This is a genomic window from Terribacillus halophilus (assembly GCF_900162685.1).
GTDB lineage: Bacteria > Bacillota > Bacilli > Bacillales > Amphibacillaceae > Terribacillus > Terribacillus halophilus_A.
This window is the reverse complement of sequence record NZ_LT727828.1, coordinates 2,357,749-2,375,102: the sequence shown is the minus strand read 5'-3', so window position 1 is coordinate 2,375,102 and position 17,354 is coordinate 2,357,749. Positions and strand designations below refer to the sequence as shown.

The following is a 17,354-nucleotide window of genomic DNA, read 5'->3' as shown; positions in this document are numbered from 1 at the left end:
TTATGTCTAAGATCAAAAATGATACGATACTGCGTGCTTTCCGTGGAGAAGCGACGGATTACACACCTGTATGGTACATGCGTCAAGCAGGTAGATCGCAGAAAGAATATCGGGAATTAAAAGAGAAATATTCCTTGTTTGAAATTACGCATCAGCCTGAGCTTGCAGCTTATGTGACAAGACTGCCAGTCGAACAATATAATGTCGATGCAGCAATCCTCTATAAGGATATTATGACACCATTGCCTGGTATTGGCGTGGATGTTGATATTAAATCGGGTATTGGCCCAGTAATTGCTAACCCTGTGCGGAATCTTCAGGATATAGAAAAACTAGGGAGTTTAGATCCGGATCGAGATATCCCTTATATTCTGGAAACGATCAAGCTGCTGACAGAAGAACAGCTGGAAGTGCCGTTAATTGGATTTTCCGGTGCACCATTCACACTAGCGAGCTATATGATTGAAGGGGGACCATCTAAAAACTATCATAAGACAAAATCGCTTATGTATAGCGACCCGGCAGCATGGTTTGCTTTAATGGATAAACTCGCAGAAGTTTCTATTACGTATGCGAAAGCCCAAGTGAAGGCTGGCGCTTCTGCTATTCAAATTTTTGATTCATGGGTCGGCGCATTAAATGCTGCAGATTACCGCACATTTATTAAGCCGACAATGGAACATATTTTCCAATCACTTCGTGAATTGAATGTTCCGCTTATATTGTTTGGAGTAGGTGCTAGTCATCAAATCTTGGAATGGAACGATCTGCCGGTAGATGTTATTGGACTGGATTGGAGACTTTCCATTAAAGAAGCAAGAAACAAAGGTATTACGAAAACCTTGCAAGGCAATCTTGATCCAGCTTTCCTCACAAGCGATTGGAATGTACTGGAGGAGCGTACGAAGGACATCTTGGACCAGGGCCGCCAAGCTGGTCCGCATGTATTCAATCTTGGACATGGCGTGACGCCGGAAATAAGCCCAAGTGTTCTGAAGAAGCTGACTGCCTTCATTCATTCGTATTCTGCAAAACAAAACTCAATTCTATAACCAGAGGTGTAAGACATGGCAAAGAAAACAGTTGGTTTACTTGTAATGGCGTACGGTACGCCATATAAAGAAGAAGATATTGAACGTTATTATACAGATATTCGGCATGGACGTAAGCCGACACCTGAAATGCTGGAGGACTTAACTAGCCGTTATAAAGCAATCGGCGGTATTTCCCCGCTTGCACGTATTACAGAAGAGCAAGCTCAAGCTTTAGAGACAGCTTTGAACAAATACCAAGATGTGATTGAATTCAAAGCATATCTTGGCTTGAAGCATATTGAACCTTTCATTGAGGAAGGTGTAGCAAAAATGGCAGCCGATGGTATTACAGAAGCTATCTCTATCGTTTTGGCACCGCATTACAGTACATTCAGTGTAAAATCTTACAATGAACGTGCCCATAAAGCAGCACAAGAAGCTGGCAACTTGCAGATTACTTCTGTCGAAAGCTGGTATGATGAACCAGGTTTCATCAAATACTGGTCTGATAATATCGCGGAAATCTTTGCAGGTATGGAAAAAGAAGAGCGTGAGAAAGCAGCACTAATAGTATCTGCACACAGCTTGCCGGAGAAAATTTTGCAAAATGGCGATCCATACCCTGATCAGCTGAAACGCACTGCTGATTTGATTCAAGAACAAACTGGTATTAAGAATGTAGAACTTGGCTGGCAGAGTGAAGGTAATACACCAGATCCATGGCTTGGACCAGATGTACAAGACCTTACACGCGAGCTTTATGAGCAAAAAGGCTACCGTTCCTTTGTTTATGCGCCAGTTGGCTTTATTACGGACCATTTAGAAGTGCTTTATGATAATGACTATGAATGTAAGGTCGTATGTGACGAACTAGGTGCAAAATACTATCGTCCTGCTATGCCAAACACAGACCAGCTATTCATCAATACATTAGCGAAGGTGGTATTGGAACAGCAGGCAAGAGTTGAGCGCCATGGCTGATAAAAAACAAATTGCGATCATTGGAGGCGGCATAGCCGGACTGACGACTGCCTATTACTTGCAGAAACAGATTCGTGCATATCGTCTTGATTATGAAGTGAAGCTGTTTGAAGCATCTAGCAGTCTTGGCGGGAAGATTAATACACTAAAAAAAGACGGATTTACAATTGAGCGAGGACCAGACTCCTTTTTAGCACGTAAAGAATCTGCGTCTCGCCTGATTCATGATATTGGCATGGAAAAGGATCTTATACGCAACAATACGGGACAATCGTATATCCTTGCTGGTAAGAAGCTGCACAAGATGCCTAAACGTGCATTCATGGGTGTTCCGACCGACTTGAAACCATATTATCAATCGCGTCTGTTATCCACAAAAGGAAAAGCGCGCATTAGCGTTGAACCGATGCTGCCTAAGGGGAAAAAGATGCAGGATCAATCTATGGGGTTATTCTTCCGCCGCCGTTTTGGTGACGAACTAGTCGTGAATGTGCTGGAGCCGCTTTTGTCTGGTGTATATGCTGGAGATATCGATGAACTGAGTATAATGGCTACATATCCAAAGTTTTATGAGTTGGAACAGCAGTATGGCAGTGTAGTCAAAGGCCTGCAGGCGACGATGCCGAAGCCGCCGAAACAGAAAAAAGATGTTAAGCCTCCGGGAGCATTTCTTTCTTTAAAAAATGGTTTGCAGTCATTGGTAGAAGGTCTGGAAGCGCAGCTTGAACCTGGCACTGTCCAGCTGGATACGAGTGTTGACCATATTGAGCGCAAAGCGGATCATTATCACTTGCTGCTAGGCAATGGAGAAGTCTTCCGAGCTGATGCTGCTGTGCTCGCTTCGCCTTTCTTTGCTGTTCAGCGCATGCTGAGCCAGTATGATTTCATGGAGCAGCTAAAAGAAATGAAAGCAACCTCTGTTGCCACGGTTGCGATGACATTTGATGCTTCTGCAATTAAGAAAGATATCGATGGAACAGGCTTTGTTATCTCTCGTAATAGCAAATATCGCATCACTGCTTGTACCTGGACACATAAAAAGTGGGAAGGCACAACGCCAGAAGGCAAAGTGATGCTCCGCTGCTACGTCGGCAGACCAGATGATAGTGGTGTAGTGGATCTATCTGATGATGAAATCGTCCAGATTGCGTTAAAAGACTTGAATAAAATAATGAGAATAAAAAGCAAGCCGCTCTTTTCGGTCGTCAGTCGCTGGAAACAAGCAATGCCGCAATACGTTGTCGGTCATTTGCAGCGGGTTGCAGACGTACGGGCAAACATGGCAATCCATCTTCCAGGGGTATACTTGGCAGGTGGTTCCTACGACGGAATTGGTATTCCGGATTGTATTGACAGCGGTGAACAAGCCGTGCAGAATGTACTTGCTTACTTACGTGAAAAAAGCTTCTCCTAAAGGAGGAGCTTTTTTAGTACGTAAAAAAAGGGAGGGTGTCTTGAATCTTTCTGTTTTTTCTCTAGTTACGGTTACCATTTCTATTTGCACTGCTTTCGGAAAACGTAATAAGTGCTGCATCAGATTTTGATAAGCTTGCAGCATGTCCTCGAATGCATGCTGGTACGCGGTACCTTTCAGCAACGTACATTCTTATCTTCATGAGTTCTTTCAGCCATACAAAAATAACCTCTTTAAACAAACAAAGAGGTATTACATCTATAGTCTTAAGTACTATGAGAATAAGGCTCGTCATTATTGTTGGTCCAAGTGTCAATTGCTTGTTCACGTTCTGTTTCTCTGTTTACCGTATCCGTGAAGAGTGCTCGGATAAATCGGTTATACTCACTCCGCGGTGCAATTATTTTCTTGGATGTGGAACCCTGCTGATGTTTCTTTTCTTCTTCATGCCATGCATCAATTGCATCTTGATAGGTTTTACCAGCATTCACTCGGAAATATTGCTGGATATAGGTAGAGAAATGAAAATGCGGTCCAATCTCCTGCTTGAAGAATGTGCGTACAGCTTGGCTGCAGCGATGGTCTTCGGTAATGATAGTGGAACGGCTGAGTGGTTGATTGGATCGTTTTTTATTTCGAGGTCTTTTTTTAGTAAGTTTCTTTTCTACCATGCGACTTCTTAAAAAATGCTCAATTCTAGCACTAAGCTCCATTTTAGAGCCGGAAACCGGCAAATCATTTTCGCGGCAGAATTGTATGAGTTCTTCTTTCAGCCAGTAATAATCCAAAAAAGCATCTGCATCTGTTGTGCGTGTCAATTCTGGTCTCATCAGTTATCCCCCGTCAACTGTTTTTATTCTCTCTTTTTGTTATATTATGTCATATATGCAGTTTGCAGACTAGTCTTGACAAACAATTTCCTAAACGATAAGCAGGTTTAGTTATGCAATAATCGGTAAATGGTAATAACAGAAGGAGAGGTGCACAAAATATGAAATTGACAGTGATTGGATTTTGGGGCGCATATCCAGGATGGGAAAGTGCGAGCTCTTGTTATTTAGTAGAAAAGGATGGCTATGCGCTATTACTTGATTGCGGCAGCGGTGCCTTATCCCGGATGCCGGCTTTTATAGATCCGAAAAAGTTGGATGCGGTGGTCTTAAGTCATTACCATCCCGATCATGTAGCTGATGTAGGAGCGCTCCAGCATGTATGGCAAGTGCAGAATAGCTTGAAAGGAACAGAAGATGTACTGCCAATATATGCGCACGCAGAAAATGAGACAGGCTTTAAGAGCTTAACTCATAAATTTACAGAAGGTATTGCCTACAAACCGGATGAGATTCTTAGCGTAGGTCCTTTTGCTATTAGCTTTATGAAAACGAAACATCCAGTACCATGCTACGGTATGCGTATCTCAGATGGCGAATCAGATATTGTGTATACAGCTGATTCCAGTTATTTGGATGAATGGGCAGAATTCAGCAAAGGAGCGGATCTTCTTATTACCGATTGTAACTTCTATCAAGATCAGGATGGGGAAGCAGCTGGTCATATGAATAGTCTCCAAGTCGGTGGCATTGCTGAACAAGCTGGTGTAAAGACATTGTTTCTAAGTCATCTGCCGCATTTCGGAGAGCATCGTCAGCTATTAGAGGAAGCAGGCAGTGTTTTTAGCGGCAAAGTGAACCTTGCATATGAAGGATTAACGTGGGAAGGGTAATACCCTTCCCTTTTTCTCTGAATTGCTATCGGGCTTCGGATTCGGTAGAATATTACTAGGATAAACATTTATTGACACTGGGGGTTTTTATTTTGCGCTTTATTGATAATGAAGGGATTAACGATCCGAGGATTAACCTCGCTATCGAAGAATACGTTTTAAAAAATTTCGGACAAGACGATACCTATCTGCTTTTCTACATAAATGAGCCGTCCATCATCATTGGCCGAAACCAAAACACAATTGAAGAAATTAATACTAAATATGTAGATGATAATGGCATTCACGTTGTGCGTCGCTTATCTGGGGGCGGAGCCGTATATCACGATCTTGGAAACTTGAATTTCAGCTTTATCACACAGGATGATGGCAACAGCTTCCAAGACTTTGCTAAGTTTACAAAACCGGTGACAGACGCGTTGAATAAACTAGGCGTGCCAGCAGAGTTAAAAGGACGAAATGATTTACTTGTAGGCGAAAGGAAAATTTCAGGAAACGCACAATTCTCTACAAGAGGTTTGATGTTCAGCCATGGGACATTGATGTATGATTCAGAGATTGAACATGTTGTTTCAGCGCTGAAGGTGAAAAAAGAAAAAATCGAATCGAAGGGAATCAAATCGATTCGCAGTCGTGTAGCGAATATCTCAGAATTCATGGATCATAAGCTTCCGATGGACGAATTCAGAGATATGCTGCTTCGTTATATCTTCGACGTCGAGGATACGAAAGACGTGCCGCGTTACAAACTGACAGAAGAAGATTGGAAAGCTATCCACAAACTTAGCGAAGAAAGATACCAACAATGGGAGTGGAACTATGGCAAATCACCTAGCTTCAATATCCAGCAAACACACAAGTTCCCGGCGGGAAATGTGGATGTTCGTTTAGATGTGAAAAAAGGGATGATTGAGCAAATTCGTATTTTCGGTGATTACTTCGGTGTTGGAGAAGTTAGTGAACTTGAGGAAAAACTGCAAGGTATTCGCTATGAACGAGCTGCTATTCAGCAAGCACTGGCAGATGTGAATGTAAGCCATTATCTTGGCAAGATTGATAAAGATGATTTCATCGATTTGATGTACTGATTTTCATAGAGACGTCCTGCGGGCCGTCTCTTTTTTTCTAGGAGGAATATGATGAAACGGCTCGTTTTTGCTTACAGTTTGTACGTGATTGCTATTTGGATCTTCTTTCCGTTTTTTTATCCGGAGCTTAACACGAATGCAAGCCGTTATGCCAGTATTGGGCATGCAGTATATTTCGCGCGTCTTCCTTTATTGCCAGTGTTATTGTATTTCGTCTGGAAAAGCCGGCGTTGGAAGGAGCTTGCAGCTAGTCTGGAAAGGCGACTCTCCAGGCTGCCAGCTGCAGCAGTCTTTGTATTGGTTCTGGTTTTGCTTTACGGTGTCGTTCAGCTGCCATTCCGGCTGGCAGGATACTGGAATGCGCGCAGTGCCGCTATTAGTGTACAGCCCTTCTTTGATTGGCTTGGGGAGTATGCATTAAGTTTGCTGCTGCTTTATTTGGCTGTGACAGCAGTCGTCTATCTTTCACAGCTGCTTATGAAAAAGTTTCAGAAAAACTGGTGGATTCTTCTTTGGGTTATGCTCGTCCCGTGCGCTATCTTTGTCGTTTATGTACAGCCAATCTGGATTGATCCGATTTATGAGGATTTTCATAGTTTACGAGAGGGACAGCTGCGTACACAAATTCAACAGCTGACTGGTGAAGCTGGTATTCCGGAGGCAACATTGCTGGAGATAGGGAAGAGTGCCAAAACGGTAACGTATAACGCTTACGTAACAGGAGTATTTGATAGTGCACGTGTTGTCCTTTATGACACTACAATTGAAGGGTTGGAGCAGGAGGAGGTGCTGTTCATTGTGGCTCATGAAATCGGACATTATGTGCTGCATCATGTGTATTGGGGTACAGCAGGATTTCTTGTGCTCGGGCTCCTGCTCTTGTGGATGACAAAAAGACTTTCTGCTAACTATTTGGCCAAGAGACAGCTGCAGGCGCATCAGCTGCAAGCCGTGCCGCTTTTCCTGCTCATGCTGACTGCCTTTCAGCTTGTCAGTCAGCCTGTATCGCTATACGTTTCCCGGGAGATGGAACAGCAAGCGGATGCCTATGCACTGGAGCATGCACCTGATACAGAAGCTGGTATTAGCATGTTTCAGAAGATGCAAAGCGTATCCAAAGGAGACTCAGATCCTTGGCCGATTATTACATGGCTTCGTTCTACCCATCCGCCTATGCAAGACCGTATTGAAACAATAAAAGAATATGCTGAAAACAAGCAGAAGCAATGATGAAACACCTTGCTTCTGCTTTTATATTGTAAGGATTCTATTAAGAAAGCAAAATTCTACTGTTTTTCGACGTTTTATTTGCTATTGTAAAAGCAATCCTTCTTTTCCTGCATCAGAAAGGATGACATAATGATAAATCAAAGCCCCGCAGTGGCAGAACTTACACCGCTTACGATGGCGGTATTGCCGAAAAGCCTTGAAAACGGCCATCCTGGCTGCGAAGTACTGGAAACAGAAAACAGCTATTCTTACCGCACCCCTCCAAGTAAATTCATTGACTTAGCTTGTAAGTTTTATGGAAGCAGTTTGAAAGGAAGACAGGCAGGCGTTAAAGAAATTTGTGGTATAACGCATAAAGCGCCAATATCAATTGATCCTGTCAGCGGTATGTACTTCTTTCCTACCTCCTCGCCGCTTTCCCATACATGCTCCTGGATTTCTCATTCCCACATCAAGCTCATGGAAGCTGCACCTCATCAGCGTACACGCATCATTTTCAAAAATGATCATACCCTCACACTCGATGTCTCTTATGGCTCTATGATGAACCAAGTGCAGCGCACAGCCCAATACAGATTTTTGCTGGATAAGCGAATCAGGCATTTGTGGAAGTATGGCGGGGACCAGATTGCGGAACCCTTTCTGTAAGCTCAAGCAGGATTGCCTCGACTTTCTTTCGTATAGCAGGATTAAAGTAATTCCGCTTCTCTTCGCATTCTTTTGTGATAAACAAGAAGGTAGTAAAGGCATCATTTTTTTCAGCTGTTACAATTTGCATATTACTCGCTCGGAGTTTGGTGCGCAGCTGTCGGCGCTCTTCTAAAGCTGCTTTCTCCATAGACTGTAATGTATGCAGCAAATGGGTTTTAATTTTGTGCTTTCCTTCCTCCACAATCTGAATGTCCTGCTGCAGAACAACGATGGCCATAGATAAAAACAGAAAGCGTGACCCCAGCCTGTATTCCGACTCACTAAGACAACGCATTTGCCTTCCCCTCCTATTACGAACGTATGTTCCATTATACCCTATTGCTTGTAAAGTGAAAACAGGATCATACCGGTAATTTATAATTGAATAACCAAATGCAGGAAAAGAAGGAGTTATCCAACAGACTTTGCATGCTTGGACTTTTCGTTTAAAATGGAAAAAAGGTGTTTTGCAGGGAATAGGAGAATGGTTAGATGGTCTTAGGTTTTAGTTGGAACGATGTAATGGAAATGTTCCGCAATGGAACATGGGACGATTACGCAAAGTCCCTGTTAGATAAATACGAAAATTTGGGTCCTATACCCGGCATTGTACTTCCCTATTTGGAAAGTTTTTTGCCATTTCTGCCGCTCGTCGTATTCGTTCTTACTAATACGGTGGCATACGGTCTTCTATGGGGCTTTCTATATTCCTGGGTGGGCACGACACTTGGCGCAATCACTGTGTTTTGGCTGATTCGGCGCTATCGTCATACACGCATGATCAATTGGCTGCGGAACAATAAACAAGTGAAGAAGATAACCGAGTGGCTGGATCGACATGGTTTTGGTCCGCTGTTTATATTGTTATGCTTCCCGTTCTCGCCTTCTGCTATCATTAATGTAGTAGCTGGATTATCGAGAATCAGCCTGCAGCAATTCGCGCTGGCGGTTATTCTTGGTAAAGCATTAATGATTTTCTCTATCGCTTATGTAGGGGACAGCCTGACTTCCTTTGCTGAAAATCCAATAAAAGCTGTTGTTGTAGCGAGCGCGATTATCCTCTTCTGGATAATTGGAAAGTATGTGGAAACTAGATTGAAGAAGAAAAACAAAAAACTAGAGCATTCTCATAAGGATTAAAGCATCCTAAGCCGGGGTAAAGTGTTGCAAAACACTTACACCGGAGGATAACACATGAAAAAGACGAAGCACTGGAAGTGGTTACTCTCTTTAGGCGGCATACTGCTTGTGTTCTTCTTTGCCAGAGAATTAATGTTTGCGGATTACCGTGTTGAAGGGCAATCAATGGAGCCGACCTTGCAGGATGGAAACTTCCTAATGGTGAATAAGTTCATGGATGATGCGTCTAGTATTCAACGTTTTGATGTCATCGTATTTCATGCTACAGAAGATGAAGATTATGTAAAGCGAGTCATTGGAATGCCGGGAGACACAATCGAAGTTCATAATGATAAGCTGTTCGTCAATGGTGTATACAGGCCGGAACATTACTTGGAAAACTACCGAGATAAAGTGGATGGCCAGCTGACCAAAGATTTTACGCTGGAAGAAGTTACGGATCGGGCAGCAGTACCTGAAGATAAGCTGTTCGTCATGGGTGATAACCGCAGAGACAGTCTTGACAGCCGATCATTCGGCTTTATACCGATCGAAAAAGTCGTCGGAAAAGTAGACGCCCGCTTTTGGCCAATGTCAGCAGCAGGAATTGGTGAATAGAGGCTGTAACGACAGGATTTTAATAAACGAAAAGCCGAGCAATTCTGAGGTGTGAATCCCAGAATTGCTCGGCTTTTTTACATTAGAACATGTGAACTAGGCTGCTGCTTCGAACAATAAACTTCGCTTTCCAGTAAATGCAAGCGAACAAATGTGCTTATCCTTTTTCCTTTGCTACACGGAACGTGGTAAAATAAGAATAATAGAATGGAAGACAGGAGTGAAGCCTAACATGGGTGTACGTTTTATAATCGGCCGGTCCGGAGCCGGCAAGACACGTGCTTGTCTGGATGAAATTGCAGACAAGCTGCAAACAGACCCAATGGGGCCGAATATATTTTATTTAGTACCAGATCAGATGACCTTTCAGCAAGAACAAGCGCTGATCAGACAAACTGGCGTAGAAGGAAGTATTCGAGCACAAGTTTATAGTTTGTCCCGGCTGGCCTGGTATGTTCTGCAGGAAACCGGCGGTGCGACAAAACAGTTCATAACCTCGACGGGTGTCCAAATGATGCTGCGTAAAATTACAGAGGAACGAAAATCAGATTGGAATGTGTTTCAAAAAGCGATTGAAAAGAACGGTTTTATGGAACAGCTGGAGAACATGATCTCGGAATTGAAGCGATATCGCATTACACCTGAGCTGCTCCAAGACCAAATTCGCGAAATGGAACAATTCCAGCAGCCGCATTCTAATGAAGGGTCACTAAAGGACAAGCTGGAAGACATTAGTTATATCTACGATAGACTTACCGCACTTTTGCGGGATAAATATATTGACAGTGAAGATCAGCTGCATCTACTTGCATCTAAAATACCGCTATCCCGTTCTGTGAAGGATTCGGAAATATACTTAGATGGCTTCCATCAGTTCACTCCGCAAGAGTTAGAAGTTATTGGCAGCTTAATGACGGAAGCGAAGCAGGTAACTGTTACGCTGACATTAGACGGAGCTGATCGGCAGGATGTGGACGAGCTAGATTTGTTTGCGCGCACACATGATACGTTTGTTCAAATAAAGCAAACAGCACAAGAGCGGAATGTGCCAATCACATCAATAGAGAAACTAGATCCAGCGGAAGGTCGATTTGGTCATAATCCTGCTTTTCTTCATTTAGAAAAGCATTTTGAGACACGGCCGGCTCCTGCTGTAAAAGAAGAAGTACCGGTTACGCTGGCGCAAGCAGTCCATCCGCGAGCAGAGGTAGAAGGTGTAGCACAAGAGATTGTTACGCTCATACGTGAAAAAGGCTATCGTTACCAAGACATCGCGCTGCTGCTTAGACAAGCAGATGTATATCACGAATTAATCGAAACCGTATTTGCTGATTATCATATTCCTGTATTTATTGATCAAAAGAAACCGATGATTCACCACCCGCTGCTCGAGCTCATCCGCTCTGGAATGGAAGTTGTGGACGGCAACTGGCGTTATGAAGCTGTGTTCCGTGTACTGAAGACAGGACTCATTCCCAAGTCCGATGACGAATACCCGCTAACAGAAGAAGCAATCGATGAATTAGAAAATTATTGCTTGGAATATGGGATTCGTTCCCGAGATCGGTGGCTGCAAAAGGAAGACTGGATTTTCCAGCGTTTCCGCGGATTCGATTCGGCTCGGCAGACAGACAAGGAAATGGAAACGCAAAAGCGGATTAACCATTATCGCCGCCAAGTAGCGGATGCAATGAAGAAATTTGATCGCAAACTGCGTGAAGGAAAGACATTCCGGGAGCGCGCAATTGCGGTTTATAACTGGCTGGAGCAGCTGCATGTTCCGCAGCGGCTGGAAGAAATGCAAATGACATTCGATGAACGCGGAGAATTGGAGCGAGCAAGAGAGCAGGATCAAGTATGGGATTCTGTGCTCCAGCTCTTAGATGAAGCAGTGGAGATCGTAGGAGAAGAACGTGTTTCGCTGCAGGTCTTCCGTCACACGATGGAGACGGGCTTTGAGTCACTTGAGTTTGCCCATATCCCGCCAAGTTTGGATCAAGTAATCGTCGGGACGATTGACCACAGTAAAGTGAGCGGTCTGAAATGTGCATTTTTGTTAGGAGTTAACGAAGGTGTTTGGCCGATGAAGCCGAAGCCAGATGGCTTGATCAGCGAAGAAGACCGGGAGCTGCTGGCTATGTATGGTGTTCAGCTTGCGGCCGGAAGCAAGCGGCAGCTGCTGGATGAAAACTTTTATATGTACGTTGCTTTTACGGCAGCGAGTGAGCGGCTGTGGGTGAGTTACCCGATTAGTGACCAAGAAGGAAAGGCCAAGATGGCTTCTTCGCTCGTACAGCGAGTGAAGGATCTCTTTGACTGGTGCTGTGATGAGCGAATGCTCCAAGACCCAGAGGACAGTCTTGACACAGCACGTTTTGTTGCGACAATTGATCAGAGCCGGTCAGCACTGACAACACAGCTTGCTCGGAAGATGCGGAGCTATCCGATTCATCCGATTTGGGATAGTGTTCTAAACTGGTTCATCCAGCATGAGAGCGAGGAAGAGCTGACAAGAAGAATTCTCCAAAGTCTTTTCTATCGAAATGAAGTAGAAGATTTGGCTGAAGAGACGAAGGAGCAGCTATTCCCGAAAAAGGTGAAAGCAAGTGTGTCACGAATGGAAACGTACTATCGCTGTTCTTACCAGCATTTTGCTAAGTACAGCCTTGGCTTGGAAAACAGGCGAACATACAAATTGGATGCGCCTGATATTGGGCAGCTTTTCCATGAAGCTTTAAAACAGATCACGGATTGGGTGCAGCTCGAGGGACGGAATTATGCACAGCTGAACCGAGAGGATGCTTCGGGATATGCGAAGCGAGCAATGGGGAATTTGGCGCCAGTTCTTCAAAATCAAATCCTGCACAGCTCGAATCGATTCAAATATATTCAACAGAAGCTCCAAGAAATTATTTCCCGAGCAGCCTATACACTAAGCGAGCAAGCGAGGCAGAGTAAATTTTCACCGGTCGGCCTGGAGCTTGATTTCGGAGAGAACCAGACACTTCCGCCGATTGAACTTACACTGCCGAATGGATATGACATCCAGCTTAGAGGGCGGATTGACCGAGTAGATAAAGCGATTGATCAAGAAGAGCTGTTTCTTCGAATTATTGATTACAAGTCCAGCAGCAAAGCATTGAATCTGACTGAAGTATACTACGGACTCGCACTCCAAATGCTTGCTTATTTGGATGTAGTTCTCTCCCATTCGGAACAGTGGCTTGGACTGCGGGCAACTCCAGCGGGTGTGCTGTATTTCCATGTGCATAATCCGCTTATTTCCCAATCAAGCAGATCACAAGTAGATATCGAGGAAGAAATCTTTAAAAAGTTCAAGATGCAAGGGATGCTGCTGGAAAACGAATCGGTTGCGCGTATGATGGATACCTCACTTGAATCTGGCATGAGTAAAATCATTCCGGCGGGGTTGAAAAAGGATGGAGCTTTCCGTTCTGGTTCTCAGACAGCCGATCAGGATACTTTCCGTGCGTTACAGCAGCATACAAGATTCTTGATGGAGCAAGCGGGTCTTGATATAACAAACGGCGGTGTGCATTTGAATCCATACCGCCATCACGATCGGAGCGCATGTACATTTTGTGACTTTAAGGCAGTATGCCAATTTGATGCATCACTTGCCAGCAACCAATACCGTGCAATAAAAGATATGAAAGATGACGAAGTGTTAAACAGCATTAAGAAGGAGGTGGAACAAGATGGTTCAGTGGACAAATGAACAGCAGCTGGCAATTGACGCTAAAGGACATGATATTTTAGTAGCAGCGGCAGCAGGTTCAGGAAAAACAGCTGTACTGGTAGAACGAATTATCCAAAAGCTCGTAAATCAAGACGATCCAGTCGATATTGATCAGCTGCTCGTTGTTACGTTTACGAATGCAGCTGCACAGGAAATGCGCAGCCGAATCGGAACGGCACTTGAAAAAGCGTTAGAAGCAGATCCATCTTCCCAGCATCTTCGTAAACAGCTTTCTTTGCTGCAGCACGCATCTATTTCCACACTCCATTCGTTTTGTCTCGACGTAGTGCGAAAGTATGCGTACATGCTGGATCTGGATCCGAGTTTCCGTATTGCAGATGATTTGGAAGCAGACTTGATCCGTCAGGAAGTAATGGGCGATTTGCTGGAAGAATGGTACGGCAAAGAGGGCGAAGAGCAAGCTGCTTTCTTCGGTGTTGTGGACCGTTTTAGTAATGACCGAAACGATTTGGAAGTAGAAGACCTCATTCTCAAGCTGTATGATTTTGCGACGCAGAATCCGTATCCAGACACATGGCTGGATCAAATGGCACAGTTATATGATGTCGCAGCAATGGAGGAAGAAGCCGAGCTTCCATGGCTTCAAGTATTAAAGCGGGAAGCAAATGATCAGCTTCAGGCCATGCTGCAGGAAGCAGAGCAGGCATTAGCGCTTACACGTGAAGCGGATGGGCCGTATCATTATGCCGGAACCTTTGAAGCCGAGAAGAAATTCATCGCAAAAGCAACAGAACTTGTAAGCGGCAGCTGGAATGACGCCGTCAGCTTTATCAAGGAGCAGTCATTCGGTCGATTGCCGGGTAAAAAAATAGAGTGTGATGATGCGAAAAAAGCACAAGCCAAGTCATTGCGCGATTCTTATAAAAAAAGATGGGGTAAGCTTGCCGGTGACTGGTTTGCACGAAATCTGGAAGTCTATTTAGCTGATATGCAAGAGCTTTATCCTTCCATTCAGCAGCTGGCTCTGCTCGTTAAACAGTTCCGCACCCGCTATCAATCGGAAAAACGTGAGCGAGCTTTAGTCGATTTCTCAGACTTAGAACATTTTTGCTTGGAAGTGCTGATTGACGAAAATAGTACTCCAGAACATATTATTCCGTCTGCTATTGCCGAAAGCTATCAAAGCCGTTTCAAGGAACTGCTTTTGGATGAATACCAAGATACAAACTTGGTGCAGGAGACGCTTGTCACCTTACTTTCCGATCGTTCGGGAAGCGGTAATATGTTTATGGTTGGAGATGTGAAACAGAGTATCTATCGATTCCGGCATGCGGAACCATCCTTGTTCTTAACGAAATACAAAGCCTTTTCCGAAGCGGAGCATCCTGGTATGCGAATAGACCTTGCCAGCAATTTCCGAAGCCGCCAGCAAGTACTGGATGGTGCAAACTATATCTTCCGCCAGTTATTTTCGGAGGATGTCGGAGAGATGCAGTATGAGAAGGAAGCGGAACTGATTTATGCCAATAAGATGTACGATGAACTTAAACAAGCAGATACCGACGTCGAGCTCCTTGTCATCAACCGTGATGGATCGGAGGAAACAGACGAGGCGGATACCGACACGGAAATGGTGGAGGATTTGGAGAAAGCGCAGCTGGAAGGACGTGCTTACGCTCGGATGATTCAGCAATGGATTGGACATGAAGGCGAAGGTGCGATGCAAGTAGTTGATAAAGGCACGCAGCAGCAGCGTGATCTTCAGTATCGTGATATTGTCATTCTGCTGCGCTCCATGACGTGGGCGCCAGCTATTGTTGATGAATTGAAGCAGCAAGGTATTCCAGTATATGCAGAGCTTTCGACTGGTTACCTGGAAGCAATTGAAATCAAAGTAATGATGAGCGTGCTGAAAATAATCGATAATCCATTGCAAGATATCCCGTTCGCAGCTGTTCTTCGTTCGCCAATCATTGGGTTGAAAGAAGATGATCTTGCTAAGATTCGCTTAGCTAATCAGCGAAGCAGTTACTTTGAAGCAGCTAAATCATATGTGAAAACAGCAAATGATGCTATCTCCGTAAAAATTGAACGGCTGCTGGAGTGGCTGCACAGCTGGAGAATGGAAGCTAGACAAGGTGCATTATCTGCTCTCATTTGGTCCATTATGCGAGAAACAGGTTATTATGACTTTGTCGGTGGTATTCCAGGAGGCCGTCAGCGCCAAGCGAATTTACGTGCACTGTATGACCGGGCGCGAAATTATGAGAACACATCATTCCGAGGACTTTTCCGTTTTGTGAAGTTTATCGAACGAATGGAAGAACGCGGAGATGATTTGGGAGCTGCCAAGGCTTTAGGTGAGCAAGAAGATGTAGTGCGCATCATGACTATCCATAAAAGTAAAGGACTTGAGTTCCCTGTTGTTATTACAGGTGCTATGGACAAAATGTTCAATCAGCAGGATCTTCGGGAGCGCTATTTGCTGCATAAGGACTTGGGCTTTGGCAGTAAATATATCGACCCTGCGAAACGGCTTATGTACCCTACTTTAATTTACCATGCGTTAAAAGCGGAGAAACAGCGAGAATCTTTGGCTGAAGAAATGCGGGTATTATATGTAGCGCTGACGCGAGCGAAGGAAAAGCTTGTCATGGTTGGTAATGTGGCTTCTTTAGATAAAAAGTTGCAAAAATGGCGGCAGATAGCCGAACATCCTGACTGGGTGCTGCCATCTTATTACCGTTTAGAAGCGACATCTTATCTGGATTGGGTAGCTCCTGCGTTGATGCGGCATGAACAAGCAGAAGAGCTTCGTGCTGAAGAGCTTGCTGCTAATCTGCCGCAAGAGATTACAAAGGACCAATCCAGATGGCGAATCTGCTTGCAAGCTAGCAAAGAGTATGTGCTGGCAGAGGAGCAAGAAGAAGAAGCAAATCAAGAACTGCTCCAGCGTATTAGCAATTGGCAGCCTGGCGAAGAAAATACAGAATGGAAAGCAGAAGTAGACGATCGGCTCACGTATCGTTATCCGTATGCAGAGGCAACGAGATTTCGTGCCAAACAGACAGTGACAGAAATTAAACGGCAGCGAGAAATTCGAGATAGCTATAGTGATATCCGAGTAGTAAATCGAATCCAACAACGAGCGCCTATTGCTAGCAGACCACGTTTTCTGCAGGAGTCGAAGGAACTCACCCCAGCAGAACGAGGAAGTGCTGTGCATGCAGTATTGCAGCAACTTGATGTCCACAAGGAGTGGAGTAAACAGAAGTTGGAGGAATTTCTGCTAGAGTTAGTAGAGAAAGAGTTTCTGCAGAAAGATGCGTTAGCGGCAATCGACGCGGAGAAAATTCTCGATTTCCTAGCATCTTCGGTTGCAGAGCGTATACGCCAGGCAGAACAATCCTATCGGGAAACGCCGTTCACATTGGCACTGCCTGCGAATGAACTGTATAACGATTGGACAGGAGCTGCTTCTGATAAGGTAGTCGTTCAAGGAGTTGTCGACCAAATTATTGTAGAAGAGGACGGTTTAGTACTGCTTGACTACAAAACAGACGCGTTATTTGGAGACGATCCAGAAAGAAGGGCGAATGTCCTTATGGAGAAATACCGTGTGCAGATTGAACTATACGCCAATGCAATTGAGCGGATATGGAAAAGGCCAGTCAAAGAAAGGTATCTTTACTTTTTCGATAAGGGAATTTTGCGGCAGCTATAAAAAAGGAGACAG

General features: G+C 44.4%; 13 protein-coding genes. 11 read left to right on the top strand and 2 right to left on the bottom strand.

What is annotated here, in order from left to right; all coding sequences use genetic code 11:
- The first annotated feature begins 2 nt into the window (after window positions 1–2).
- The 3 genes from hemE to hemY are packed head-to-tail and all read left to right on the top strand — an operon-like array spanning window position 3 to window position 3,429.
- The gene (gene hemE / locus B1K52_RS16695) at window positions 3–1,052 is read left to right on the top strand and encodes a uroporphyrinogen decarboxylase (protein WP_077310296.1); all 1,050 of its coding nucleotides are present in this window, start codon (window positions 3–5) and stop codon (window positions 1,050–1,052) included.
- Window positions 1,053–1,067: 15 nt separating this feature from the next.
- Window positions 1,068–2,015, top strand: a complete 948-nt coding sequence (hemH, locus tag B1K52_RS16690; RefSeq protein ID WP_077310294.1) for a ferrochelatase — start codon at window positions 1,068–1,070, stop codon at window positions 2,013–2,015.
- Window positions 2,008–3,429, top strand: coding sequence for a protoporphyrinogen oxidase (gene hemY / locus B1K52_RS16685; protein WP_077310292.1), 1,422 nt, complete (start codon window positions 2,008–2,010; stop codon window positions 3,427–3,429). Before hemH ends, hemY begins: the two co-directional genes overlap by 8 nt.
- Before the next feature lie 266 nt (window positions 3,430–3,695).
- Here hemY and B1K52_RS16675 read toward each other — a convergent pair whose 3' ends face one another.
- Window positions 3,696–4,259 (bottom strand): DUF6434 domain-containing protein, encoded by a 564-nt coding sequence (locus B1K52_RS16675; protein WP_077310288.1) that lies wholly within the window; start codon window positions 4,257–4,259, stop codon window positions 3,696–3,698.
- 161 nt (window positions 4,260–4,420) lie between these two features.
- Here B1K52_RS16675 and B1K52_RS16670 point away from each other — a divergent pair, with 161 nt between their 5' ends.
- The 4 genes from B1K52_RS16670 (at window position 4,421) to B1K52_RS16655 (ending at window position 8,118) form a co-directional block, all read left to right on the top strand.
- Window positions 4,421–5,152, top strand: a complete 732-nt coding sequence (locus tag B1K52_RS16670; RefSeq protein WP_077310286.1) for an MBL fold metallo-hydrolase — start codon at window positions 4,421–4,423, stop codon at window positions 5,150–5,152.
- Between the two features lie 92 nt (window positions 5,153–5,244).
- Complete coding sequence (locus tag B1K52_RS16665) at window positions 5,245–6,240, top strand: lipoate--protein ligase (RefSeq protein ID WP_077310284.1); 996 nt, start codon at window positions 5,245–5,247, stop codon at window positions 6,238–6,240.
- A 51-nt stretch (window positions 6,241–6,291) separates the two neighbouring features.
- Window positions 6,292–7,470 carry a M48 family metalloprotease gene (locus tag B1K52_RS16660; RefSeq protein ID WP_179106593.1) on the top strand — a complete coding sequence of 393 codons (1,179 nt, stop codon included), beginning with the start codon at window positions 6,292–6,294 and terminating at the stop codon, window positions 7,468–7,470.
- A 129-nt stretch (window positions 7,471–7,599) separates the two neighbouring features.
- The gene (locus B1K52_RS16655) at window positions 7,600–8,118 is read left to right on the top strand and encodes a competence protein ComK (protein ID WP_077310280.1); all 519 of its coding nucleotides are present in this window, start codon (window positions 7,600–7,602) and stop codon (window positions 8,116–8,118) included.
- Here B1K52_RS16655 and B1K52_RS16650 read toward each other — a convergent pair.
- Window positions 8,066–8,455 (bottom strand): YhjD family protein, encoded by a 390-nt coding sequence (locus B1K52_RS16650; protein ID WP_077310278.1) that lies wholly within the window; start codon window positions 8,453–8,455, stop codon window positions 8,066–8,068. The genes B1K52_RS16655 and B1K52_RS16650 overlap by 53 nt on opposite strands.
- A 197-nt stretch (window positions 8,456–8,652) precedes the next feature.
- On the opposite strand from B1K52_RS16650, the gene B1K52_RS16645 reads away from it, so the two are divergent.
- The 4 genes from B1K52_RS16645 to addA all read left to right on the top strand — a co-directional run bounded on the left by B1K52_RS16645 (window position 8,653) and on the right by addA (window position 17,342).
- Window positions 8,653–9,300 carry a TVP38/TMEM64 family protein gene (locus tag B1K52_RS16645; protein ID WP_077310276.1) on the top strand — a complete coding sequence of 216 codons (648 nt, stop codon included), beginning with the start codon at window positions 8,653–8,655 and terminating at the stop codon, window positions 9,298–9,300.
- Between the two features lie 54 nt (window positions 9,301–9,354).
- On the top strand, window positions 9,355–9,897 hold the full coding sequence (gene lepB, locus B1K52_RS16640; protein WP_077310274.1) for a signal peptidase I: 543 nt from the start codon (window positions 9,355–9,357) through the stop codon (window positions 9,895–9,897).
- 232 nt (window positions 9,898–10,129) lie between these two features.
- Window positions 10,130–13,636 (top strand): helicase-exonuclease AddAB subunit AddB, encoded by a 3,507-nt coding sequence (addB, locus tag B1K52_RS16635; RefSeq protein ID WP_077310272.1) that lies wholly within the window; start codon window positions 10,130–10,132, stop codon window positions 13,634–13,636.
- A complete protein-coding gene (gene addA / locus B1K52_RS16630; RefSeq protein ID WP_077310270.1) occupies window positions 13,617–17,342 on the top strand; it encodes a helicase-exonuclease AddAB subunit AddA in 3,726 nt (1,241 codons plus the stop codon). The genes addB and addA overlap by 20 nt, the downstream gene beginning before the upstream one ends.
- Window positions 17,343–17,354: the final 12 nt, after the last annotated feature.